This window comes from Salibaculum sp. (genome assembly GCF_035270045.1).
GTDB lineage: Bacteria > Pseudomonadota > Alphaproteobacteria > Rhodobacterales > Rhodobacteraceae > Salibaculum.
Window position 1 is genome coordinate 25,860 of the sequence record NZ_DATFIP010000047.1, and the last position, 22,545, is coordinate 48,404.

Annotated in this window: 23 protein-coding genes and 1 tRNA gene; 9 read left to right on the plus strand and 15 right to left on the minus strand. The window is 64.3% G+C overall.

Annotated elements, in window-relative coordinates; genetic code table 11:
* Nucleotides 1-2: 2 nt before the first annotated feature.
* The 4 genes from VJ897_RS07345 to VJ897_RS07360 form a co-directional block, all read right to left on the minus strand.
* The gene (locus tag VJ897_RS07345) at nt 3-245 is read right to left on the minus strand and encodes an exodeoxyribonuclease VII small subunit (protein ID WP_324054643.1); all 243 of its coding nucleotides are present in this window, start codon (nt 243-245) and stop codon (nt 3-5) included.
* On the minus strand, nt 245-1,168 hold the full coding sequence (locus VJ897_RS07350) for a histone deacetylase family protein (protein WP_324054645.1): 924 nt from the start codon (nt 1,166-1,168) through the stop codon (nt 245-247). The genes VJ897_RS07345 and VJ897_RS07350 overlap by 1 nt, the downstream gene beginning before the upstream one ends.
* Nucleotides 1,169-1,333: 165 nt before the next feature.
* Nucleotides 1,334-2,059 (minus strand): response regulator, encoded by a 726-nt coding sequence (locus VJ897_RS07355; protein WP_324054647.1) that lies wholly within the window; start codon nt 2,057-2,059, stop codon nt 1,334-1,336.
* Between the two features lies 1 nt (nt 2,060).
* Nucleotides 2,061-2,561 carry a MarR family winged helix-turn-helix transcriptional regulator gene (locus VJ897_RS07360; protein WP_324054648.1) on the minus strand — a complete coding sequence of 167 codons (501 nt, stop codon included), beginning with the start codon at nt 2,559-2,561 and terminating at the stop codon, nt 2,061-2,063.
* A 150-nt stretch (nt 2,562-2,711) separates the two neighbouring features.
* Here VJ897_RS07360 and VJ897_RS07365 point away from each other — a divergent pair, with 150 nt between their 5' ends.
* Nucleotides 2,712-3,587, plus strand: a complete 876-nt coding sequence (locus VJ897_RS07365) for a branched-chain amino acid aminotransferase (RefSeq protein ID WP_324054650.1) — start codon at nt 2,712-2,714, stop codon at nt 3,585-3,587.
* Nucleotides 3,588-3,641: 54 nt separating this feature from the next.
* On the opposite strand, the gene VJ897_RS07370 is transcribed toward VJ897_RS07365, so the two are convergent.
* The 10 genes from VJ897_RS07370 to VJ897_RS07415 all read right to left on the minus strand — a co-directional run bounded on the left by VJ897_RS07370 (nt 3,642) and on the right by VJ897_RS07415 (nt 15,965).
* On the minus strand, nt 3,642-3,827 hold the full coding sequence (locus VJ897_RS07370; RefSeq protein ID WP_324054652.1) for a hypothetical protein: 186 nt from the start codon (nt 3,825-3,827) through the stop codon (nt 3,642-3,644).
* Between the two features lie 77 nt (nt 3,828-3,904).
* Nucleotides 3,905-4,837 carry a DMT family transporter gene (locus VJ897_RS07375; RefSeq protein ID WP_324054654.1) on the minus strand — a complete coding sequence of 311 codons (933 nt, stop codon included), beginning with the start codon at nt 4,835-4,837 and terminating at the stop codon, nt 3,905-3,907.
* A gap of 36 nt (nt 4,838-4,873) precedes the next feature.
* Entirely contained in the window at nt 4,874-6,040 is a 1,167-nt protein-coding gene (locus tag VJ897_RS07380) for a PQQ-dependent sugar dehydrogenase (RefSeq protein ID WP_324054655.1), read from the minus strand.
* Nucleotides 6,037-7,080 (minus strand): tRNA epoxyqueuosine(34) reductase QueG, encoded by a 1,044-nt coding sequence (gene queG, locus VJ897_RS07385; RefSeq protein WP_324054657.1) that lies wholly within the window; start codon nt 7,078-7,080, stop codon nt 6,037-6,039. Before queG ends, VJ897_RS07380 begins: the two co-directional genes overlap by 4 nt.
* Before the next feature lie 93 nt (nt 7,081-7,173).
* Nucleotides 7,174-7,839 (minus strand): FtsZ-binding protein FzlA, encoded by a 666-nt coding sequence (fzlA, locus tag VJ897_RS07390; RefSeq protein ID WP_324054783.1) that lies wholly within the window; start codon nt 7,837-7,839, stop codon nt 7,174-7,176.
* A gap of 67 nt (nt 7,840-7,906) precedes the next feature.
* Entirely contained in the window at nt 7,907-8,635 is a 729-nt protein-coding gene (mtgA, locus tag VJ897_RS07395) for a monofunctional biosynthetic peptidoglycan transglycosylase (RefSeq protein WP_324054659.1), read from the minus strand.
* Nucleotides 8,636-8,666: 31 nt separating this feature from the next.
* On the minus strand, nt 8,667-8,978 hold the full coding sequence (locus VJ897_RS07400) for a hypothetical protein (protein ID WP_324054661.1): 312 nt from the start codon (nt 8,976-8,978) through the stop codon (nt 8,667-8,669).
* A gap of 214 nt (nt 8,979-9,192) precedes the next feature.
* Entirely contained in the window at nt 9,193-13,731 is a 4,539-nt protein-coding gene (gene gltB, locus VJ897_RS07405) for a glutamate synthase large subunit (protein ID WP_324054663.1), read from the minus strand.
* 49 nt (nt 13,732-13,780) lie between these two features.
* A complete protein-coding gene (locus tag VJ897_RS07410) occupies nt 13,781-14,470 on the minus strand; it encodes a hypothetical protein (RefSeq protein WP_324054665.1) in 690 nt (229 codons plus the stop codon).
* Between the two features lie 61 nt (nt 14,471-14,531).
* Entirely contained in the window at nt 14,532-15,965 is a 1,434-nt protein-coding gene (locus VJ897_RS07415) for an NAD(P)-dependent oxidoreductase (protein ID WP_324054667.1), read from the minus strand.
* Between the two features lie 216 nt (nt 15,966-16,181).
* Between VJ897_RS07415 and VJ897_RS07420 the strand changes: the two genes are divergently transcribed.
* Nucleotides 16,182-16,985, plus strand: coding sequence for an undecaprenyl-diphosphate phosphatase (locus VJ897_RS07420; RefSeq protein ID WP_324054669.1), 804 nt, complete (start codon nt 16,182-16,184; stop codon nt 16,983-16,985).
* Here the strand turns inward: VJ897_RS07420 and VJ897_RS07425 are convergent.
* Nucleotides 16,982-17,962, minus strand: coding sequence for a complex I NDUFA9 subunit family protein (locus tag VJ897_RS07425; protein WP_324054671.1), 981 nt, complete (start codon nt 17,960-17,962; stop codon nt 16,982-16,984). The genes VJ897_RS07420 and VJ897_RS07425 overlap by 4 nt on opposite strands.
* 179 nt (nt 17,963-18,141) lie before the next feature.
* Between VJ897_RS07425 and VJ897_RS07430 the strand changes: the two genes are divergently transcribed.
* The 7 genes from VJ897_RS07430 to hpf all read left to right on the plus strand — a co-directional run bounded on the left by VJ897_RS07430 (nt 18,142) and on the right by hpf (nt 22,530).
* A tRNA-Leu gene (locus VJ897_RS07430) sits at nt 18,142-18,228 on the plus strand.
* Nucleotides 18,229-18,258: 30 nt separating this feature from the next.
* A complete protein-coding gene (locus tag VJ897_RS07435) occupies nt 18,259-18,870 on the plus strand; it encodes a ribonuclease D (RefSeq protein ID WP_324054673.1) in 612 nt (203 codons plus the stop codon).
* A 13-nt stretch (nt 18,871-18,883) separates the two neighbouring features.
* The gene (locus tag VJ897_RS07440) at nt 18,884-19,852 is read left to right on the plus strand and encodes a KpsF/GutQ family sugar-phosphate isomerase (protein ID WP_324054675.1); all 969 of its coding nucleotides are present in this window, start codon (nt 18,884-18,886) and stop codon (nt 19,850-19,852) included.
* Between the two features lies 1 nt (nt 19,853).
* Nucleotides 19,854-20,450 (plus strand): hypothetical protein, encoded by a 597-nt coding sequence (locus tag VJ897_RS07445; RefSeq protein ID WP_324054677.1) that lies wholly within the window; start codon nt 19,854-19,856, stop codon nt 20,448-20,450.
* Nucleotides 20,451-20,454: 4 nt separating this feature from the next.
* Nucleotides 20,455-20,961, plus strand: a complete 507-nt coding sequence (gene lptA, locus VJ897_RS07450) for a lipopolysaccharide transport periplasmic protein LptA (protein WP_324054678.1) — start codon at nt 20,455-20,457, stop codon at nt 20,959-20,961.
* A gap of 1 nt (nt 20,962) precedes the next feature.
* The gene (gene lptB, locus VJ897_RS07455) at nt 20,963-21,724 is read left to right on the plus strand and encodes an LPS export ABC transporter ATP-binding protein (RefSeq protein WP_324054680.1); all 762 of its coding nucleotides are present in this window, start codon (nt 20,963-20,965) and stop codon (nt 21,722-21,724) included.
* A 230-nt stretch (nt 21,725-21,954) separates the two neighbouring features.
* On the plus strand, nt 21,955-22,530 hold the full coding sequence (hpf, locus tag VJ897_RS07460; RefSeq protein ID WP_324054682.1) for a ribosome hibernation-promoting factor, HPF/YfiA family: 576 nt from the start codon (nt 21,955-21,957) through the stop codon (nt 22,528-22,530).
* Nucleotides 22,531-22,545 lie beyond the last annotated feature (15 nt).

Consider the following 22,545-nt stretch of genomic DNA (forward strand, 5'->3'; position numbering starts at 1 on the left):
GCTCAGCCCGCGTCCAGCGGTTCGGTGCCTTGCGGCACCCCCTCGCCGTCCAGCGTCAGCTTGGCGACCTTCTCCTCGGCCTCTTTCAGCTTTGCCTCGCAGCGCCGGCGCAACTCTGCGCCCCGTTCGTAAAGCTTGATGCTCTCGTCCAAGGGCACTTCGCCGCGCTCCAGTTTCCCCACGACCTCTTCCAGTTCGCGCAGGGCCTCTTCGAAACTCATCTCGGCAACAGGGCGGTCACTCATCAGGCATTCTCCATCAGGACAGTCACATGGGCGGCTACGCTGGGGCCCAAGGCCTCCAAATCATACCCACCCTCCAGCGCCGAGACCACACGCCCCCCGCATGTCTCGCGCGCGATTGCGCAGAATTTCTCGGTGATCCAGGCGAAATCAGCCTCATCCCAGTTCAACTGCGCCAGCGGATCGTCCCGATGCGCGTCGAACCCGGCCGAGAGCAGGATCAACTCGGGCGCAAAGGCCCGCAGACGGGGAAAGACCTCTGCCTCGTAGACCCGCCGCATGTGTGCGCCGTCGCTGTCGGTCGGCAAGGGCAGGTTCATCACATTGTCGAACGCGCCGGTCTCGTCAGATCGCCCCGTCCCAGGCCACAGCGGCATCTGGTGCGAAGATATGAACAGCGCGCGCCGCTCGTCCCAAAGCAGGTCCTGCGTGCCGTTGCCATGATGCACATCGAAATCGACCACCGCCACGCGGGACAGGCCATGATGCTCCAGCGCATGTTTCGCGGCCGCGGCCACGTTTCCGAACAGGCAAAACCCCATGGGCATCTCTGTCTCGGCATGGTGCCCCGGCGGGCGCACGGCAGCAAAGGCGTTGCCCACTTCTCCGGTCAGCACCATGTCGACCGCGCGCAGAACCGCCCCTGCCCCCCGCCAGGCCGCCGCCAGCGACCCGGGTGAAACATGCGTGTCCGCGTCCAGCGCCCGCGTACCCGTCTCGGGCACCGATGCGGCAATCCGGTCCAGATAGGCCCGGGGATGAACGCGCAGCAGATCCGCCTCGGCGGCCATCGGGGCCTTTACGCGGAGCAGGTCCATGTCGCCGAGCGCGCGATGGACGGCATCCATCCGCGCCACCTGCTCGGGGTGTCCGGGCGGGGTGACGTGGCCGAGGAAATCGTGGTGGGTGACAAGTGCCGTGGTCATGGCGCCAGAGAAACCCCATCCGGCGGCATAGCACAAGGGCCGTTCATCCCGTCACCGAACGCACGACGCGACCGGCACCGGTGGGCGCCGCCCCTTCCCGTGGCACCGCCTGCGCAAATGCCACCGAGGCCCCGCGACGCCGTTGATATCACAAGTCGACTCGGGTCAGTCCGGGGCCAGCATGTAGCCGGCACCCCGGACCGTCTGAAGATAGCGCGGCTGCTTGGGGTCGTCTTCCAGCTTGCGGCGCAACCGGGTGATCTGCACGTCCACCGCACGTTCCTGCGCCTGTCCGCCGCTTCGGCCCAGCCGCACGACCAGGTCGGCCCGGCTGACCGGCGCCCCTGGCTGACCCGAGAATATCTGCAGCAGCTGGCTCTCGGTTGCGGTCAGCCGCACCAAGTCCTGGCCGCGCCACATCTCGCCGCGCTCCAGATCATATCTTAGCGGCCCCATATGCAGCACCTTGGGCACGCCCGCGCCGGGCTCGGCAGCGGGCATCCGCCGCAGGATCGAGTTGATACGAAGCAACAGCTCCTTTGGCTCGAAAGGCTTGGCGAGATAATCGTCAGCCCCCGCCTCCAGCCCCGCAATCCGGTCTTCTGTCCCGCCACGGGCGGTCAGAAGCAGAATCGGCGTCGCCCTCTGCGCGCGCAGTTCGCCGCACAAGGTCACGCCGTCGTCGCCAGGCATCATCACGTCCAGCACGATCAGGTCAAAGTCCAACCCCGCCAATATACGCCGCGCGTGTTCGGCATCACGCGCCGTAGTGACCAGGAAGTCATTCCGGGTCAGGAATTTCTGCAACAGTGCGCGAATGCGCTCATCGTCATCCACCACCAGAAGATGCGGCCTGTCCGCCGCCTTGTCCCCCGTCCTGTCACTGGTCATGTCACACCTTCACATCCTTCATCTCGTGGTAGTGGCGGTGCAAGTCATCGTCCATCATCGCCTCCAGAACCTGGCGGAACCCGGCCACCGCCTCAGGCCCCGCGGCGCGATAGGCGGCACGCATACGGTCCCGCTGAGCGTCCGACAGCCGCTGTTCCAGCGCCCGGCCTTCGTTTGTCAGGTAAAGGTTGCGCTCGCGCTTGTCCGTCCGCCCGATTTCGCTCGTGACAAGGCCATCCTCGATCAGCGTGCGCAACACACGGTTGAGCGATTGCTTCGTGACCCCAAGGACCGAAAGAAGGTTGTTCACCGTCGTCCCCGGCCTGCGCCCGATGAAGTGCACGGCCCGATGATGCGCACGGCCGTAGGCCAATTCGGCCAGGATACGATCAGGATCGGCGGTGAACCCGCGATAGGCGAAGAACATCGCCTCGATTCCCTTGCGCAGCTGGTCGTCGGTCAGGAACAGAAGCGCCTGTCCGCCCTCGGGTCCCTCCGCCACATCTGCCTCCTATTCACGCTTACCGTAACAATACGTCAGTGTTGTTGACATTCCAAGACGTGATCAGTATCGAATGACGGATTTTGCGAAACTTTGTGTCCGGTGCGGACCTAAATAGCGCAACAAATGCAAAGACTGGAGGAGGTCGCAATGGCGGGTGCCTATGATGATCGCGACGGAAAGATCTGGATGGACGGCCAACTGGTGGAGTGGCGCGACGCCAATGTCCATGTCCTGACCCATGCACTGCACTATGCTTCCTCGGTGTTCGAGGGCGAGCGCGCCTATGGCGGCACCATCTTCAAGAGCCGCGAACACTCCGAACGGCTGCACTTCTCGGCCGGAGAACTGGACTTCGAAATCCCCTACACGGTAGACGAGATTGAGGCCGCCAAGCACCAAGTTCTTGCCGCCAACGGCCTGTCCGATGCCTATGTCAGGGCGGTCGCCTGGCGCGGTGCTGGCGAGGACATGGGCGTCGCTTCGGCGCGCAACCCGGTCCGGCTGGCCATCGCCGCCTGGGAGTGGGGCGCCTACTATGGCGATGCCAAGTTCAAGGGCGCGAAGCTGGATATCGCCAAGTGGAAACGACCCAGCCCCGAGACGATCCCGGTTCATGCCAAGGCTGCCGGGCTCTACATGATCTGCACCATCTCCAAGCACGAAGCCGAGGCCAAGGGCTGTTCGGATGCGCTGTTCATGGATTATCGCGGCTATGTCGCGGAATGCACGGGGGCGAACATCTTCTTCGTCAAGGATGGTGAGGTGCACACGCCCAAGGCGGATGTCTTCCTCAACGGACTGACCCGCCAGACGGTGATCGAGATGTTGCGGGACCGACACGTCAAGGTGCACGAGCGGGTGATCATGCCGGAAGAACTGGAAGGTTTCGAACAATGCTGGCTGACGGGTACCGCGGCCGAGGTCACGCCGGTCGGCCAGATCGGCGACTACAACTTCGATGTGGGCACCTTGGCCAAGGACATGGTCGAAGGCTACGAAAAACTGGTGCGGGGCCAGGCCTAGGCCTTCGGGTGCAGGACGCCCCCGGAATAACCCGGTGGGCGCCGCTGTTCCGGTTCAGGCCGAGCGTCCCCGCTCGATGCGCAGGAATTGCTTGAGTCGCCCAACGCCATGCTCGCGCGGTTGGCGCTGAAGCCGCTGAGTCGAAGCGTTGGGGTGCACATCCCTTTGAATCCTGAGGAATGCCTTTGCCCGGGACGTGTCGTCACGGGATTGCGGGCGGTCCACGATATGGCGCGTCATTGGGTCCTCCTTTCGTGTTTCAAGGTTTCTCCTTATCATGTGGGGGCACGGAATGCACTCGTTCAACCCCGACGCCGCTATTGCAGCCCTTTCGCACGGACTTTGCGGCGCGCCGTGGTCTCATTTCCCAATTGCCTTTCACGCAGCACGATGACAACGCCCGCCAGGATCACGAGCGCCGCCCCGAAAAGCATTGGCCGCGTCGGCACCTCGTCGAACCAGACGTAGCCGATCACGACCGACCACAGCATCGAGACATAGGTAAACGGGGCCAGCACCCCCGCATCGGCCAGCCGGTAGGACGAAGTCAGCAAAATCTGCCCCATGCCGCCCACCAGCCCCGCGCCCACCAGGTAAGCCGCCTCGCCCGGATCGGGCCAGACCCAGCCGAATGGCAGGGTCAGAAGCGAGGCGCCGGTCGAAGTCAGCGAGAACCAGAAGACGATGGCCGCTGTCGTCTCGGTCCCACTCATGCCCTTGACAAAGACCTGTGCCAGCGCCGCAAGGCAGGCCGAGCCCAGAACCATCAGCGCGCCCAGCGCCTCGGTGTTGTTCAGGCCGAAACTCAGCCTTGGCCAGATGATGATCACCACGCCGACAAGACCCAGCGCCACGGCGGTGATGCGGATCAGCCGCAAGCGCTCGCCCAGCATCAGCGCGGCCAACACCACCATGACCACCGGCGTGGCAAACCGGATCGCCGTGACCTCGGGCAGGGGCAGGTATTTCAGGCCGGCAAAGCCAAGCCCCATGGCGGCAGACCCGACCAGTCCGCGAACCGCATGGTTGCGGATGCTGTTGGTGCGGATCCCGTGCGGCCAGTCCCCCTGCCATGCCAGCCAGACCAGGATGATCGGCATCGCAAGGACCGAGCGGAAGAACATCGCCTCACCCGCCGGGACCCCCGGCACCGCCTTTATGAAGGCGGACATGACGGTAAAAACCGTCACGGCTGAAATCATCAAGAAGATGCCCCGGACAGGGCTTGCGGCGGATGTGGCAGCGAACATGCGCACTGATTACGCCCAGCGCCGCAAAATGGCCAGTCACCCCGCCGGACGGACCCGCAGGATGCCGCCGTCTGCCGCGTCGATCAGGAGCAGCACGGTGCCATCGTCCAGCACCTCGACATCCCGGACCCGCCCGATTTCAGGCAGCAGGCGCTCCTCGCCCGCGACACGGCCCTGTGCGAAACGCAACCGAACCAACCCGCCGGGATTGAGCGAGCCGATCAGCAAGTCATCCTCCCAGTCGAATCCGCCGCGACCGTTGTGAAACATCATGCCGCCCGGTGCGATGACCGGGTCCCAGTAGTAGACCGGCTGCTCCATCCCCTCTCGCACGGCCCGGCCAGACCCGACGTCGGAGCCGTTGTAATTCACCCCGTAGGAGATCACCGGCCAGCCGTAGTTGCGCCCGGGCAGGGGGCGGTTCAGTTCGTCCCCGCCCGCCGGGCCATGCTCGATCGTCCAGAGCCTGCCACGCGGCCCCATCGCTGCACCCTGCATGTTGCGATGCCCGTAGGACCAGATCGTGTCCAACCCGTCGCGCCCGACGAAGGGGTTGTCGGGGGGGACCTCGCCCTCCGGTGTGACGCGGAGGACCTTGCCGTAGGTGGTTTCCAGATCCTGGGCCAGTTGACGGTCGTCTCGGCTGAAATGCTCGCCGGTGGTAATATGGGCCATACCGTCATCCCCGAAGACGATGCGGCTGCCGTAATGCATCGGGTTCCGCGAGGGCGGTTCCTGCACGAAGATATCCCTGACGTCGCCCATGCGGCTGCCGTCATCGCTTAGCACCCCGGTTGCTGCGGCAGTCACCGTGCCGCCCGTCACCCGCTTGGCATAGGTCCACCAGACCCGGCGCGTCTGCGCGAAGTCTTCGCGCACCGCGACATCCAGCAACCCGCCCTGCCGGCGCGCGTCCACATCCGGCAGGCCACTGACGGGGGCCGAGGCGCCCTCGGGCCCCACCAGCCGCATCCGCCCAGGCCGTTCAGTGATCAGCAACCGGCCATCAGGCAACACCGCAATGCCCCAGGGGTGTTCCAGCCCCCGTGCAAGCCAACCGGCCTGCACGGGGGTCGTCTCCAGCGCCGGGGCACGGGTCTGTGCCCGAAAGGCTGGATCGAAATCGGCATTGGGGCGCCCCTGCTCGACCTGCGCGGCGAGGGGCGCAGCCAGGCTCATCAGGATCAGTGCAAGTCCTCTCATTCAGTCCTCCCGTCTTTCAATCGACCGACGGCCCAGCGCGCCGCATCCGCGACCGTGGCATCGGAGTCTTCACAAAGCCCCTGCACCCCCGAAACCAGGGCCGGATCACCGGAATTGCCGATCGCGTAGGCGACATTGCGCACGAACCGGTCACGACCGATGCGCTTGATCGGGCTTCCTGAAAACATGGCCCGGAATCCGGCATCGTCCAGTTTCGCCAGATCGGCCAGCGCCGGCGCGCGCAGGTCTTCGCGCCCGAGATAGCGCATCTCGGTGGCCTCCTGCGCAAACTTGTTCCACGGGCAGATGGCCAGGCAATCGTCACAGCCGTAGATGCGATTGCCCAGCAGCGGGCGCAATTCCTCGTCCACCGGCCCCTTGTGCTCGATCGTCAGGTAGGAGATGCACCGCCGCGCATCCAGTTGGAACGGCGCAGGAAAGGCATGGGTCGGGCAGATATCCAGACAGGCGGTGCAAGACCCGCAGTTCTCTTCTCCCGGTTGATCGGGCTCCAGTTCGGCCGTTGTAAAGATCGCGCCCAGAAAGAACCAGTTACCAAGCTCCCGGCTCAGCAGGTTCGTGTGCTTGCCCTGCCAGCCCAGGCCGGCGGCCTGGGCAAGGGGTTTTTCCATCACCGGGGCCGTGTCCACGAAAACCTTGATTTCGCATCCTTCTTGCTCCACCAGCCAGCGCCCGACCCGCTTGAGCCGCTTTTTGACGATGTCGTGGTAGTCCCGGTTCTGCGCATAGACGGACACCGCCGCGCGGTCGCGCTGCTCAAGCACATCCAGCGGATCGTGGTCGGGCGTATAGAGTTCGGCCAGCATCACGACCGACCGCGCCGCAGGCCAGAGAGCGGCCGGATCGCCCCGCCATTGCATGCGCTCGGCCATCCAGCCCATCTGCCCATGCCGTCCCTGGGCCACGAACCTGTCCAACCGCTCGGCGATTCCGGGCGCTGAATCCGGACGGCAGACGCCCACACCCGCGAACCCCTCGGCCAGGGCCTTGTCCACCAGCCGTGCCTTCAGGTCAGCCAAAATGCCCCCTTCTTCTTCTGGCTCGAAATATCCCGGGGAGCGCGAGGGGCAGCGCCCCTCGCCCGGGTCGACGCCGAAGGCGGCGAAATCGGATCAGAAATCAAGGTCGGCATAATGATCCGGCTGCGGGAACCCCGGCACCTGGTCGGCCAGGATCGACCGGAAGGCCGGACGAGACTTGATCTTGGCATACCAGTCCTTGACCACCTCGGACCGGTTCCAGTCCACGTCCGAGATATAGTCGAGGCAGCTCAGGTGCGCGGCGGCGGCAAAATCGGCGAGGCTCATCTGGTCGCCTGCCAGCCAGCGGCGCTGGTCCAGAAGCCATGCCATGTAATCGATGTGGTACTTGATCGCCTTGGCCCCCGCCTTGACGTTGGTGCTGTCCGGGTAGCCGGTGCCCATGACCTTGCGAAACATCCGTTCGCCCATCAGCTTGGTCGTGACCTCGTCGTTGAACTTGTCGTCGAACCAGGCCACGAGGCGGCGCACCTCGTAGCGAGCCTCGGGTGTGGGGGGCAACAGTGCCGGGGCGGGGTACGCCTCTTCGAGATATTCGCAGATCGCTGTGCTTTCGGCCATGGTGCGGTTGCCCATCTTCAGCACCGGCACCTTGCCTGCCGGGTTACGGCGCAGGAAATCCGGGTCTTTCTCCCAGTATCTTTCCTCGACCAATTCCACCTCGATCTTCTTCTCTGCCAGGCTCAGGCGCACCTTTCGGCTGAACGGCGAGAGAGGGTAGTGGTAAAGGCGGTTCATCTTGGCTGTCTCGGTCAGAGGGTCCGCCCCATCCATGCCCGATGCGCCGGTCGGGTTCAATCCCGCGTCAGTCCTCGAAGCAGTCGGCCCGGCCATCCTTGCGGATCGTCGCCGCCCCGTCGATGATGTTCGCCGCCCGGGCGCGCACGAAATCCGAGGGCCGCGCCGCCGATCGCCCGCCGGGATCGGGCAGTACCGCCGCGAGGCGCGCGGCCTGAACCGGGGACAGGTCCCGTGCTTGGACCCCGAAATAGTGCTCCGCCGCTGCCTCGACGCCAAAGACGCCCTCATCGAACTCGGCCACGTTCAAGTAGACTTCGAGGATCCTGCGCTTGGACCAGATGGCCTCGACCACCGGGGTCAGTAACGCCTCGAGGGATTTTCGGAACCAGCTGCGCCCGTGCCAGAGATAGACGTTCTTGACCGTCTGCTGGCTGATGGTTGATCCGCCCCGCCCCGTCCCGTCATTCATGGCAGCGCGGATCGCCGACAGATCCAGCCCCCAGTGCAGGCAGTAGTCGGCATCCTCTGCGGCCACTGCGGCGCGGGCCATGACAGGCGCGATCTCCTCCATTGCCACCCAGCTGTGGTCGACCCCGTCCAAGCGGCGGCTTTCGGCGAACATGTAAGGCGTCGTCGGCGGGTTGATTATGGAAAACAGCCCGACGAACAACATCGTGATACCAATCACCAGCAGCCCCCCCCTCAGCAGCCAGCGCCGCAGGAAACGACGCAGGCGCCGCAGACGCGGCACCTTGCTGGACTTGCCTGTGCGGGATGCGGGTTTCCTCGCCATGCGGCCCATTCACACCGTTCAACGCGAACGGTCAAGCAACGGCCCGACATTCCGGCACACGTTGTGTACAGAGCACTTCCGCCTGAGGCCTGACCGTCGGCAAAAACGGCTTCGTGCCGGGCGAACATGAGATGGTGATGGGTGACCGAACGGGTGGTGACCCGTCCGCCAGGTAGAAGGTCACGCCGGTATAGGTCGCGTTCCCGACACCTTCCAAGTTCAAGATGACCGAAGCGCCCGGATAAGATGCGGTGATGTCTATGCCGTTCACACTGTCATTGTCGAACCGGTCGCAATCCGAATCATCGTTCTGGTCGGTCAGGGTCAGGACTGACTTGGTCATAGATGTTCCCGCCGCCGGTGGAACAAAGGGGTCAATTTTCAGTAACTGATCCGCGTAACTGTTGGGCATGATGGAACTCGCTCGGGCTGATTCCTGCACGATTCTGCTTTTTCATGCTCACAAAAATAGCGTGAAAAAGTTCGGGGCGCGAAATGGCTTTTCGCGCCCCGGAAACGAGACCTGCAATAGCGGGTCGATCATGCCAAACCTTTGGTCACTCGGCTGGAACTGCGCTGTCCTCAAGACCCAGCGGCGCCGACAGATGCGGCAGCATCTCCTTGGGACAGATCTGCACGAAGTTCGGCTTTTCGACCTCCCAGTGCTGCAACAGATCGGCGGCCTTTCGGCTGCCGGTCTCTGCGGCGTGACGCTCGATCAGGCCCTTCAGTTCGGCCTCCCAGTGATCCACCGTGACCGGGCAGGTCACCAGAGTTTCCATGTTCATCAGGTTCCGCGCCGTCCCATCCGGATCGTGCAGATAGGCCATGCCGCCAGTCATACCGGCCCCGAAATTCGCGCCGATTTCGCCCAGGATCACGGCGACCCCGCCAGTCATGTATTCGCAGCCGTTCGACCCGCAGCCCTCGATCACGACATGCGCGCCCGAGTTGCGCACCGCGAAACGTTCCCCGGCCCGTCCGGCGGCGAAAAGATAACCGCCGGTCGCCCCATACAGAACCGTGTTGCCGATGATCGTGTTCTCGCTGGCCACGAGCGGGCTGATCTGCGGTGGGCGCACCACGATCGTGCCCCCTGACAGGCCCTTGCCTACATAGTCGTTTGCATCACCGGACACCTCGAGCTTGAGCCCCGGCGCGGCGAAGGCGCCCAGGGACTGGCCCGCGCTGCCCTTGAGCTTGACCGTGAGGTGATCGGGCTGAAGGTCATTGTTCATTCCGAAGTTGCCCACGATATGGCTGGAGGTGCGGGTGCCGATGGTGCGCAGCGTGTTCTGCACCGCGTATTCCAACTGCATCTTTTCACCGTCCTGAAGGAAGCGCGCGGCATCCTTGACGATCTGCGCATCCAGCGTGTCGAGGACCTCGTTGCGGGGCTTGTCCCGATCGTGAACGATGTCCTGGGCGCCGTCGACGGTGATCAGCAGCGGGTTCAGGTCCAAGTCGTCCAGATGTGCCGAGCCGCGGCTGACCTGCGCAAGAAGATCGGCGCGCCCGATCACCTCGTCCAGAGAGCGCGCCCCGATCTCGGCCAGTATCTCTCGCACCTCGGAGGCGTAGAAGGTGATCAGGTTGACCACCTTGTCCGCATTGCCTGTGAATTTCTCGCGCAGGCGCTCGTCCTGGGTGCAGACGCCCACCGGGCAGGTGTTCGACTGACACTGGCGGACCATGATACAGCCCATGGCGATCAGGCCGGCGGTACCGATGCCGTATTCCTCGGCGCCCATCATGGCGGCCATGACAATGTCGCGCCCAGTGCGCAGCCCACCGTCGGTGCGCAGGGTCACGCGCGACCGAAGATTGTTCATCGACAGCACCTGGTGCGTCTCGGTCAGGCCCATTTCCCAGGGCAGGCCCGCGTACTTGATGGAGGTCGCGGGGCTGGCCCCGGTGCCACCGTTGTGACCGGAGATCAGGATCACGTCGGCCTTGGCCTTGGCCACGCCGGCCGCGATGGTCCCGACCCCGCTGGAGGCGACGAGCTTTACCGTCACCTTGCAGCGCGGGTTGATCTGCTTGAGGTCGTAGATCAGCTGCGCAAGGTCCTCGATCGAGTAGATGTCGTGGTGCGGCGGGGGCGAGATCAGCGTCACACCCGGTGTCGAGTGCCGCAGCCGCGCAATGAGCTTGGTCACCTTCATCCCCGGCAGCTGGCCGCCCTCGCCGGGTTTGGCACCTTGGGCGACCTTGATTTCCAGTTCTTCACACTGGTTGAGGTATTCAGCCGTCACGCCGAATCGTCCTGATGCGACCTGCTTGATCTTGGCCGAGGGGTTGTCACCATTGGGTTCGGGCACGAAATGCGCCGGGTCCTCGCCGCCCTCGCCGCTATCGGACTTGGCACCGATGCGGTTCATGGCGACGTTCAACGTCTTGTGCGCCTCGGGCGAGAGCGCGCCCAGCGACATCCCCGGGGTGACGAACCTCTTGCGGATGCTGGTGATGCTCTCGACCTCCTCGATGGGAACGGGATGGCCCATGGGCTTGATCGCCAGAAGGTCGCGCAGGTGGATCGGTGGGTTCGACTGCATGGCTGCCGAATACTGCTTCCACAACTCGAAAGAGGCGCGGTCGCAGGCCTGCTGCATCAGGTGCATCGACGTGGCTTCCCAAGCGTGTTTCTCACCCGAGCGGCGCGCCTTGTAGAAACCGCCGATCGGCAGGATATCCTGGTTGCCGCGCCAGCCCTGGGCATGGACCTGCTCGACCTTCTTCTGAAGACCGTTGAGCCCGATACCCGAGATGCGGCTGTGCATACCGGGGAAATACTCTGCCACCATGGCGCGGGAAAGGCCCACCGCCTCAAAGTTCAGCCCGCCGCGATAGGACGAGATGACGGAAATCCCCATCTTGGCCATGATCTTGAGAAGCCCCTGGTCGATGGCCTTGCGATAACGTGCCACGGCCTCGGTCAGTGTCCCGTCCAGCAGGCCGCGGTCTATCCTGTCGGCCAGCGAATCCTCGGCCAGGTAGGCGTTGACCACCGTGGCGCCGCTGCTGACCAATACGGCGAAATAATGCGGGTCGACGCATTCGGCCGAGCGCACGTTGATCGACGTGAAGGTCCGAAGGCCCTTGCGCGTCAGCCAGCTGTGGACGGCGCTGGTCGCCAGGATCATGGGCATGGGCACCTTGTCAGGGTCCTGGTGCTGATCAGTCAGGACCAGGTGCCCCGCGCCCGAGCGTACAGCATCCTCGGCCTCTTCGCGGATGCGCGACAGCGCGTCGCGCAGTGCCGAGGTCCCGCCGCCGACGGGAAAGGTGCAGTCGATCTCGACCGAGGGGGCGTTGAAGGCGCTCACCAGCGCATCCCACTGAGCATTCCCCACGAAGGGGCTTTCCAGCACCAGGATCTCGGTCTGGCTGCTGTCCTCGTCCAGGACGTTCTTGAGGTTGCCGAAACGGGTCTTGAGGCTCATGACGCGGAATTCGCGCAGGCTGTCGATCGGCGGGTTCGTCACTTGGCTGAAGTTCTGCCGGAAGAAGTGGCTGAGCGGGCGATACTTGTCCGAAAGTACCGCGCTGGGCGTGTCATCCCCCATCGAGGCGATGGCTTCCTTGCCGTCCTCGGCCATGGGCACCAGAATGCTCTCCAGTTCCTCGATGCTGTAGCCCGCAGCGATCTGGCGCTTGCGCAATTCGGCCCCCGAATGCAGCGGGGTCTCGGAGACGCCGGCCAACCTGTCGTCGAGGTTGTTGATCTTGCCTACCCATTCGCCAAAGGGCAGCGCGCGGGCCAGCTTGTCCTTGATCTCGGCGTCGTGGAACAGCTTGCCAGTGGCCATGTCGATGGCCAGCATCTGGCCGGGGCCAAGCGCACCCTTTTCGGTCACCGCGGCCTCGTCCGTGGGCACCATCCCCACCTCGGACCCGGCGATGACCAGCCCGTCGCCGGTGACGACGTAGCGCATGGGGCGCAGACCGTTGCGGTCGAGCCCCGCGCAGACCCAGCGCCCATCGGTCATGGCCAGGGCGGCAGGGCCGTCCCAGGGTTCCATCACGGAATTGCAGTAGGAATACATGTCGCGCCAGGCCTGCGGCAGTTCGGTGGCCTGCTTGGACCAGCTTTCGGGCACCATCAGGGTCTTGGCCATGGGTGCGGATCGACCCGAGCGCACCAGCACCTCGAAGACCGCATCAAGCGCCGCCGAATCCGACGACCCGCCCGGCACGATGGGCTTGATGTCCTCTGCCATGTCGCCGAACGCCGCCGAGGCCATGCGGATCTCGTGGCTTCTGAGCCAGTTCAGGTTGCCCTTGAGCGTGTTGATCTCGCCGTTGTGGGCCAGCATCCGGAACGGCTGGGCCAACCACCACTGCGGAAAGGTATTGGTGGAATAGCGCTGGTGGTAGATCGCGAAAGCGCTTTCGAAGCGTTCATCCTGCAGGTCGGGATAGAACTCGGCCACTTGCTCGGCCAGCATCATGCCCTTGTAGATAATCGATCGGCACGACAGCGATGCGAGATACAGTTCCGCCACGCCCGCAGCGGCGGCGGCCTTCTCGATCCGGCGGCGGATGACGTAGAGCTCGCGCTCGAAGGTCTCCTCGTCCACGCCCTTGGCGTTGGAGATCAGGATCTGCTCGATCTCGGGGCGGGTCGCATTGGCCTTTTCGCCCAGGCAGTCGACGACCACGGGCACATGGCGCCAGCCGTAGATGGAATACCCCATGCGCAGGACTTCGGACTCCACGATGGTCCGGCAGGTCTCTTGCGCGCCGAAATCCGTGCGCGGCAGGAACACCTGCCCCACGGCCAACAACTCGTGACGGCGCGGGGTATGGCCCGTGCGCTCGACCTGGTCATAAAAGAAGGGCACCGGGATCTGAACGTGGATGCCCGCGCCGTCGCCGGTCTTGCCATCGGCATCCACCGCGCCGCGATGCCAAACCGCCTTGAGCGCGTCGATACCGTTCTGCACAACCTGCCGCGAAGGCTTGCCGTCGACCGAGACGACCAGTCCAACACCGCAGTTGGCTTTCTCATCCTCGGGCCTGTACAGGCCGTTCTCGGCCACCCAGTCGCGCTTGGCCTGTTCCTTGGCAGCCCAGCTTGCATCGAACTTGGTCATGGTCTCGCTCCTCGTTTCGCGCCAAGGCGGGCGCGTGGTCGGTTGCCTGTCAGTCCGTCGCCAGCGACGACATCACGACGCCGCAGCCGTATTTCGGATTGACGGAAAGAAAGCCCGGCTCGCCGGGAAAGATGAACTCGACGGGGCTTCCGTCGATCTCGAAACTGTCATCGGGGGTGGTATATTCGCTGATGCCCGACAGGAAGACGCGCCAGTCGGGGTGGACAAATTCGCGCCCCTGCCCGCGCCATACCTCGGCGCCATCGCCGTCGCGGGTGACGATCTCGTATTCCGTGCGCAACAGGGTGACGCCGTCGATCACCACACTTTCGCCGGTCAGACGGTCCTCGCCGGTGTAGCGGGTCGGGCCGATCTCGTCGCTTTGAGTGACAAAGTCCCAGGTATCGCGATCCGTGGCCAGGAGTTCGGTCAGCGAGGCCCGGTCGGCGGGGCTGCTTTCCAGCCGCTCGGTATGGCCCGAGGCCAGGTGGAAGCTCTCGATCCACTGCGCCTCGGAGTCGACGCGCCCGACATAAGTGATCATCTGTTCATCCAGGTCTGCGCGGCGCGTGTGCCCCTCGGGATCAGATATACAGGTGAACATGTGGCTTACCGTGCAGTCCTTGCCCTGGACCGTCACGAAGGCTTCGCAGCCCTGCGGCAGGTCAAAGGTCTGCGCAGCCGCCAGTCCGGGGGCGGCCAGAATGGTGGCGATGCTCATCAGTCCGGCTGTCTTCATTCTGTCCTCCTGCACGGTGGTTCGGCGGCCGCGATACCCTTGGAATACCTTGGGTTGCGACCTATTCCGCCGCGACCGCAGCCCCTTGCGACACGTACTCCAGGATCGCGTCTGCGGCGTCGCGCCCGTCGCGGATTGCCCAGACGACCAAGCTCGCACCCCGCACGATGTCCCCGGCAGCATACACGCCTTCAAGGCTGGTGCGGCCGGTCGTGAACTCGGCCTTGACGGTGCCCCAGCGGGTAACCTCCAGGCCCTCGACACCCCAGAGCTTGGGCAATTCTTCAGGCTCGAAGCCCAGCGCCTTGATCACAAGATCGGCCTCTTCGACGTAGTCGCTGCCCTCGATCAGTTCGGGCATCTGGCGGCCGCTGGCGTCGGGGGCGCCCAGACGCATTTGCTGCACCATGACGCCCTCCACCGCATCGCCGGCAAAGCCCTTTGGCGCGGTCAGCCAGACGAATTCCACACCTTCTTCCTCGGCATTTTTCACCTCGCGCTGCGAACCGGGCATGTTGTCGCGGTCGCGGCGATAGAGGCACTTCACGCTTTCCGCGCCCTGCCGAATGGCCGTGCGCACGCAGTCCATGGCCGTGTCGCCGCCACCGATCACGACAACTTTCTTTCCTTGGGCGCTCAATTCGCCGCTTTCGAATTCTTCGACGACGTCGCCGAAGCTCTTGCGATTGGAGGCGGTCAGGTAGTCGATGGCGCGCACGATCCCCTCGGCACCCGATCCCGGGGCCTGCAACTCGCGCGACTTGTAGACGCCGGTGGCGATAAGCACCGCGTCGTGCTTTCCGCGGATGGCATCGAAGGACAGGTCGTCGCCCACGTCACAGTTCAGAACGAACTCGACCCCACCCTGTTCCAGCTGGTGGTTGCGGCGCATGACCACGTCCTTTTCCAGCTTGAACCCGGGAATGCCGTAAGTCATCAGCCCGCCCGCGCGATCGTAGCGGTCGTAGATTGTCACCTGAATGCCTTCGCGGCGCAGTTTGTCGGCCGCGGCCAGACCAGCCGGGCCTGCACCGATGATGCCGACGCTTTCGGTGCGTTCCGCGTAGGGCACGATGGGCTTGACCCAGCCCTCCTCCCAGGCGGTATCGGTGATGTATTTCTCGACCTGGCCAATGGTAACGGTGCCATGGCCGGACTTTTCGATCACGCAGTTGCCCTCGCACAGACGATCCTGCGGGCAGATGCGGCCACAGATCTCCGGGAAGGTGTTGGTGGCCTGGCTCAGTTCATAGGCCTCTTGCAGGCGATTCTCGGCCGTCAGGCGCAGCCAGTCAGGGATGTTGTTGTGTAGAGGACAGTGCGACTGGCAGTAAGGCACGCCACATTGGCTGCACCGTGCGGCCTGCTCCTTGGCCTTCTCGTCGGCGTATTCGGCATAGATCTCGTGGAAATCCGTCCGGCGAAGGTCGGGCGGACGCTTGTCCGGCATGTCCCGTTCCACATCGACGAACTTGAGCATCTTCTGACCAGACACGTTCCGTCCTCCTAAAGGGTCCACTGACGGACCTGTCTAACTGGATCGTCTCAGAAAGAAAAGTCATAGTATCTGACCTATTTATCAGAAAGACTTGGCAGAACTGCGCAAAAGCCGCCGACGGTCCATCATTTTAAGTCCGGTACGGACCTATTTCCCGATCTTTCGTATTTCGCTGCCTTGGTTAGAAACGGGGGAAACGAATCAGGCGGACCCATGTCCCTATTCACCCTCGCCCTCGTCGCCGTGATCCAGGGCATCACCGAGTTTCTGCCGGTCTCGTCGTCGGGGCACCTGGTCCTGATACCGCAGATGACCGGGCGCGCCGACCAGGGCCTTGTAATCGACGTGTCCGTTCACTTAGGGACCCTACTGGCGGTGATCCTCTACTTCTGGCGCGACGTGCGCGGGGCGCTTCTGGGGCTGCCGCGGCTGGCGAAGGGCCGCGCGGACACCAAGGGCGCGCGTCTGGCACTGCTACTGATCGTTGCGACGATCCCGGCGGTTCTTTTCGGGCTGGCGCTCAAACTGACCGGGCTGGACGCGGCCATGCGCTCCGTGGCGCTGATCGGCTGGACGATGCTGATTTTCGGCCTCGTGCTTTACTGGGCCGACCAGACCGGAGGGGTGGACAAGCAGGCCCGCGACTGGTCCCTGCGCGACGCGGCCATCATGGGGGCCTGGCAGGCCCTCGCGCTCATCCCCGGCACATCACGTTCCGGCATCACGATCACCGCGGCTCGGCACTTGGGCTATGCCCGCGAGGACGGCGCGAAACTGGCCATGCTGATGTCGATTCCGGTCATCCTGGCGTCGGGCGTGCTGTTGGGGGCCGAGGTGGCACTGGCCGCCGATGCAGAAGCCGCCCGCAACGGGGCACTGGCCGCCGCCATGGCCTTTGTCGCGGCGCTTGCCGCACTGTCGCTGATGATGCGCCTGTTGAAATCAGTCAGCTTCACGCCCTACGTGATCTACAGAGTGGTCCTGGGGGTGGTTCTGTTGGTGATCGCCTATTCCTAGGACTTCAGGTTGCGCGCCGAGTCCTTGATGGCCGAATACTGACCCGAGGGGCGAAAGCGCCAAAGGTATTCGGGCAGGATCGCCTCCATCGACTTGGGTGAAATGCCAAGCTCGGCAAAGCCGCGCGCGCCCTCGGAGACGACGTTGTCCTGTTGCAGTTGCAGAACCTGGTCGCGGCTGATCGGCCCCTTCAGCAGGCCAAAGCTCATCCGTTCGCCCAGCGCGAAGACACGCGCCATCAGACCGGCCATCCAGAACGGCATGTTCAGGACCAGGCGGCGGCGGCGGATCACGCCCAGCATTTCCTGCATCAGTTCGCGGAAGGTGTTCACGTCCGGTCCGCCCAGTTCGTAGACGCCTGGCGCCGCATTGCCCAGCGCCCCGAGAGTGGCGGCCTCGGCCACGTCGTCCACATAGGCCGGCTGAAAGCGTGTTTCGCCCCCCACTACAGGCAGGACCGGACTGTAGGTTGTCATCGCCGCGAACCGATTGAAGAAGGCATCGGTATCCCCGAACAGGACCGAGGGCCGCAGGATCACGGCCCCTGGCACATGCGCCAGCACACCGGCCTCGCCAGCAGCCTTGGTCCGGGCATAGGTGCTTTCGGACTCGGCATCTGCGCCGATGGCGGAGACCTGCACCATGCGCTGCACCTCCTCCTCGGCCGATATTCGGGCGATACGCTCGGCCCCCTCGGCCTGCACCGCGTCGAAGTTGTTCTTGCCAAAGGCATCGAAGGTGCCCACGCAGTTGATCGCCACGTCGGCACCGCGCAACACGTTGCGCACGCTGTTGTCGTCGCGGATGTTGCAGAAAACCGGCTCGACTTGGCCAACCACGCCGTAGGGCTTCACGAACATCGCCTCGTTCGGACGGCGCACCGCGACACGGACCCGCCAGCCCTCCTTGGCCATGCGCTGGGTGATGTAGCGCCCCAGAAACCCGGACCCGCCGAAAATCGTGACAAGCTTGGACATGGTCCTACCCCTCGTGGCTGCCGTTCCGTCGCATTTATCGCCCAACAGGCCGACAAACAAGGTGGATTTGGCCGGGACATGCCGAACGACGCCGCAGGACGGAGAACTGCGAAAAACATTTCGGAAACGCGTTGACACCACAGCTCAGCGGGCGTAAACGCCGCTTCCACGACATCTGTGCCCAGATGGCGGAATTGGTAGACGCGCCAGCTTCAGGTGCTGGTGTCCGTATGGACGTGGAGGTTCGAGTCCTCTTCTGGGCACCATCCCTCCCCTAGCAGGAGATGATGGAAACGATGGCTAATCACCTTTACAGACGCGACCTGCCCGACGGGCTGAACCTTGGCCCCATCGTCGCGATCGACTGTGAAACGATGGGCCTGAACCCGCACCGTGACCGGCTGTGCCTTGTGCAGATGTCGTCGGGCGATGGCGACTGTCACCTCGTGCAGGTCGAAAAAGGCCAGACAGAGGCGCCCAACCTGTGCCGGATGCTTACCGATCCGAAAGTGCTGAAGCTGTTCCATTTCGGACGCTTCGACATCGCCGCGCTGGATCACGCCTTCGGCGCACTGGCCGCGCCGGTCTACTGCACCAAGATCGCCAGCAAGCTGACCCGCACCTACACCGACAGGCACGGCCTCAAGAACCTGCTGCAGGAACTGCTCGACATCGACATTTCCAAGCACCAGCAGCAGAGCGACTGGGGCGCGACCCGGCTGACGGCAGCACAACTGGACTATGCCGCCTCGGACGTGCTTTACCTGCACCGGCTGAAAGACGCCTTGGATGCCCGACTGGCCCGCGAAAGCCGCACCGAGATGGCCGCGGCCTGCTTCGACTTCCTGCCCATGCGAGCGCGCCTGGACCTGGCCGGTTGGCCGGAAATCGACATTTTCGCCCACTGACATGGACCCGGACATGGACCGCGCGACCAAGTTCCTCGACACTGCCCGCCGCGTCATCCGAACCGAGGCCACCGCGCTGGAAACCCTGGCAGACGGCCTCGATGGCGGCTTTTCGGCGGCCGTCGAGAAGATCCTCGAAACCCCCGGGCGCGTGATTGTTTCCGGGATCGGCAAGTCGGGCCATATCGCGCGCAAGATTGCCGCGACCTTCGCCAGCACCGGCACGCCGGCACAATTCGTGCACCCCGCCGAGGCCAGCCACGGCGACCTGGGCATGATCACCCGCTCGGACGTGGTGCTGGCGATCTCCAACTCGGGCGAAGCCCCCGAGCTGGCCAACCTGCTGGCCTATACCCGCCGCTTCGGCATCCCGCTGATCGGGGTGACCAGTCGCGCCGAAAGCACTCTGGGCCGCGAATCGGACATCCTGATCGCGATGCCCCGCACGGGCGAGGCCTGCACGACCGGCGTGGTTCCGACGAATTCCACCACCATGACCCTCGCCCTTGGCGATGCGCTGGCAGTATCCCTGATGGACCATCGCGCCTTCACGGCCGAGGATTTCCGCGCCTATCACCCGGGCGGCAAGCTCGGCTCACGGCTTGCGCGGGTGCGCGACCTGATGCACGGGGCCGACCGGATGCCACTGGCTGGCACCGACACCCCCATGAGCGACTGCCTGCTGACGATCAGCCAGAAGGGTTTCGGCGTGGTCGGCGTGCTTGATCACGAGGGCGACCTTGCAGGCGTGGTGACCGATGGCGACCTGCGACGGAACATGGCCGGTCTGCTGGATCGAACTGCGAGCCAGGTCATGACCAGTGACCCGCGGACCATCGGCCCCGACGCCATGGCCGAAGAGGCCGTCGCGGTGATGGAGGACAACAAGATCACCTGCCTGTTCGTCGTCGACCCGGAAGCGTCGCGTCGGGTGGTGGGAATCCTGCATATCCATGACTGCCTGAGGGCGGGCGTGGTCTGACATGGCACCTGCCGATCAACTTCGTTCGCGGTGGGTTGCCATCCTCAAGGTGGGCCTGCCGCTGGCTGCGCTCGCCCTGATGTCGACCGTCTTCCTGCTGGCGCGCGCACCGCTGCCCGGCGGTGACATACCCTACGCCGAGATTGAGGAGATCGCCCGCGATCCCCGCGTCTCGGGCGCACAGATCACCGGCATGGCCGAAGACGGGTCGATCATCGAGGTCACGGCCGGGCAGGCCCGGCCCAAGGGCCCGCTCATCCAAATCGATGACATGCGCGCGGATATCACCTCGGCCGGTGGCGTCGACATCGCGATCCGCGCCGGCAATGGCGAGGTGAACAGCGAAACCCAGCACGCCCGGCTTTTCGGGCTGACCCGGATCACCACCTCGAACGGCTACGAAATGGAAACTTCGGGCCTTGCAGCCGATATTGCCGCGGGCCGGATCGTATCGGAGGGCGCCCTCGAGGTCCGCACGCCCTTCGGCGCACTGACCGCCGGGAAGCTGCTGATCGACACCCCCGATGCGCAAACCGGGCAAAGGATGCTTTTCCACGACGGCGTTCGGCTGGTATACCAACCACGGCAAGGGGATTAGAAACGTGCATTTCTTCAAGATCCGGGCCGTGGCCCTTTTCATCACACTGGCCGTCGCGGCGCCCGCGATCGGCACTGGGGCCATGGCGCAGACCAACCTGACGCTGGGGGCGGTGAACGCCGACCCGACCGCGCCGGTGGAGATCACGGCAGACAGCCTGGAGGTGGACCAGAACACCGGCATCGCCACCTTCTCGGGCAATGTCGAGATCGGCCAGGGTGATCTGCGCCTGGCCGCAGCGCAGGTTCGTGTAAACTACAACGATCAGACCGGCGAGATCGACAGCCTGACCGCCTCGGGGGGTGTCACCTTCGTGACCCCGACCGAGGCCGCCGAGGCCCAGCGCGCCGATTACGACATTGCCGGCGGGACGCTGCTGTTGCAGGGCGAGGTGCTGGTGACGCAGGGGGCCAGCGCCCTGTCGGCGGACCGGATGCGTGTCGACCTGGGCACCGGCAGCGCCCGGATGGAAGGCCGGGTGCGCACGATCCTGACCCCGGAAGATGGCTAGAATGGCCGAAACATCGGGACTGAGCGTCACCGAGGGCGGCGCCGGCTTGCATATCCATCATCTGCGCAAGGCCTACCGCAAGCGTCTTGTCATCCGAGATGTGAGCATGGACTTGGGCCGCGGCGAGGTCGTCGCGCTGCTGGGGCCCAATGGGTCTGGCAAGACGACCTGCTTTTACGCCATCGCAGGGCTCATCACCCCCGAGGGCGGACAGGTCGTGATCGACGGGCGTGACGTGACGACGCTGCCGATGTATCGCCGCGCCAAGCTGGGAATCGGCTACCTGCCGCAGGAAATGTCGATCTTCCGCGGGCTTTCGGTCGAGGACAACATCATGGCCATCCTCGAAATCTCGGTAAAGGACCGGCGCCGGCGCCGCGAGCGGCTGGAGGAACTGCTCAGCGAGTTCTCGATCGAGCACCTGCGCCAGGCCCCGGCCATGGCCCTGTCGGGTGGTGAACGGCGCCGGGCCGAAATTGCCCGCTGCCTGGCCGCCGGGCCCAAGTACGTGCTGCTGGACGAGCCCTTTGCCGGGGTGGACCCCATCGCCGTGGGCGAGATCCGTCACCTGGTCGCCGACCTGCGCAAACGCGGCATCGGCGTTCTGATAACCGACCACAACGTGCGCGAAACCCTGCAGATCGTCGACCGTGCCTATATCCTGCATGACGGCAAGGTGCTGATGAGTGGCACCGCCGACGAGGTCATCGCGAACGAGAACGTGCGCCGCGTCTACCTCGGCGACAGCTTCCGTGTGCGCTGACGGCGGCCGGCCGCGCGGGCCGCGCTAGGCCATTGACAAGCCCGCCCGACCTGTCGCCAACTGAGGGTGATGACACGGACAGTAATCCTTGGCTGCTCTGGAATCGCCTTTCCGGCGATGGGTTCGTTCAAGCCACGAAACCCGCGTGTCGTCCATCACGACAGCATGACCTGAGGCCGGGCGGAGATGTCCCGCGCCATACTCGCTGTCGCAACCTGGAAGGAGAAGAAATGCGCTATCAGATCACTGGCAAGCAGATTGATATCGGAGAGGCCCTGCAAACCCACGTTCAAACGGAACTGGGCGATGTGTTCGAGAAATATGCGGGCCGCCCCACCGATGCCAACGTGATCTTTTCCAAGAGCGGGAGCGCCTTCAACTGCGAGGCCGTCGTGCATCTGTCGACTGGCCTGACCACTCAGGCCAAAGGCCAGTCGCACGAGATATACGCCGCCTTCGACGCGGCACGCGACAAGATGGACAAGCAACTCAGACGCTACAAACGGCGCCTCAAGGACCACCACAAGGAGCGCGCCAAGCCGGTTGAAGTTTCGCAAGCCGGTGCCTATATCCTCGCGTCAAACAGCGACTCGGAGGATGCCGGGCCGGACAACGTCAGTTCCATGATCGTGGCCGAGATGGAGACACGGATTCCCTCCCTCTCTGTCGGAGAGGCGGTCATGCAGATGGAGCTGTCGGATGCCCCGCTACAGGTATTCCGCAACGAAGGACATGGCGGGGTCAACGTCGTCTACCGCCGCGACGATGGCAATATCGGTTGGATCGACCCGCGCAATTCGGGCTGATCCGTCCGCCAGTCC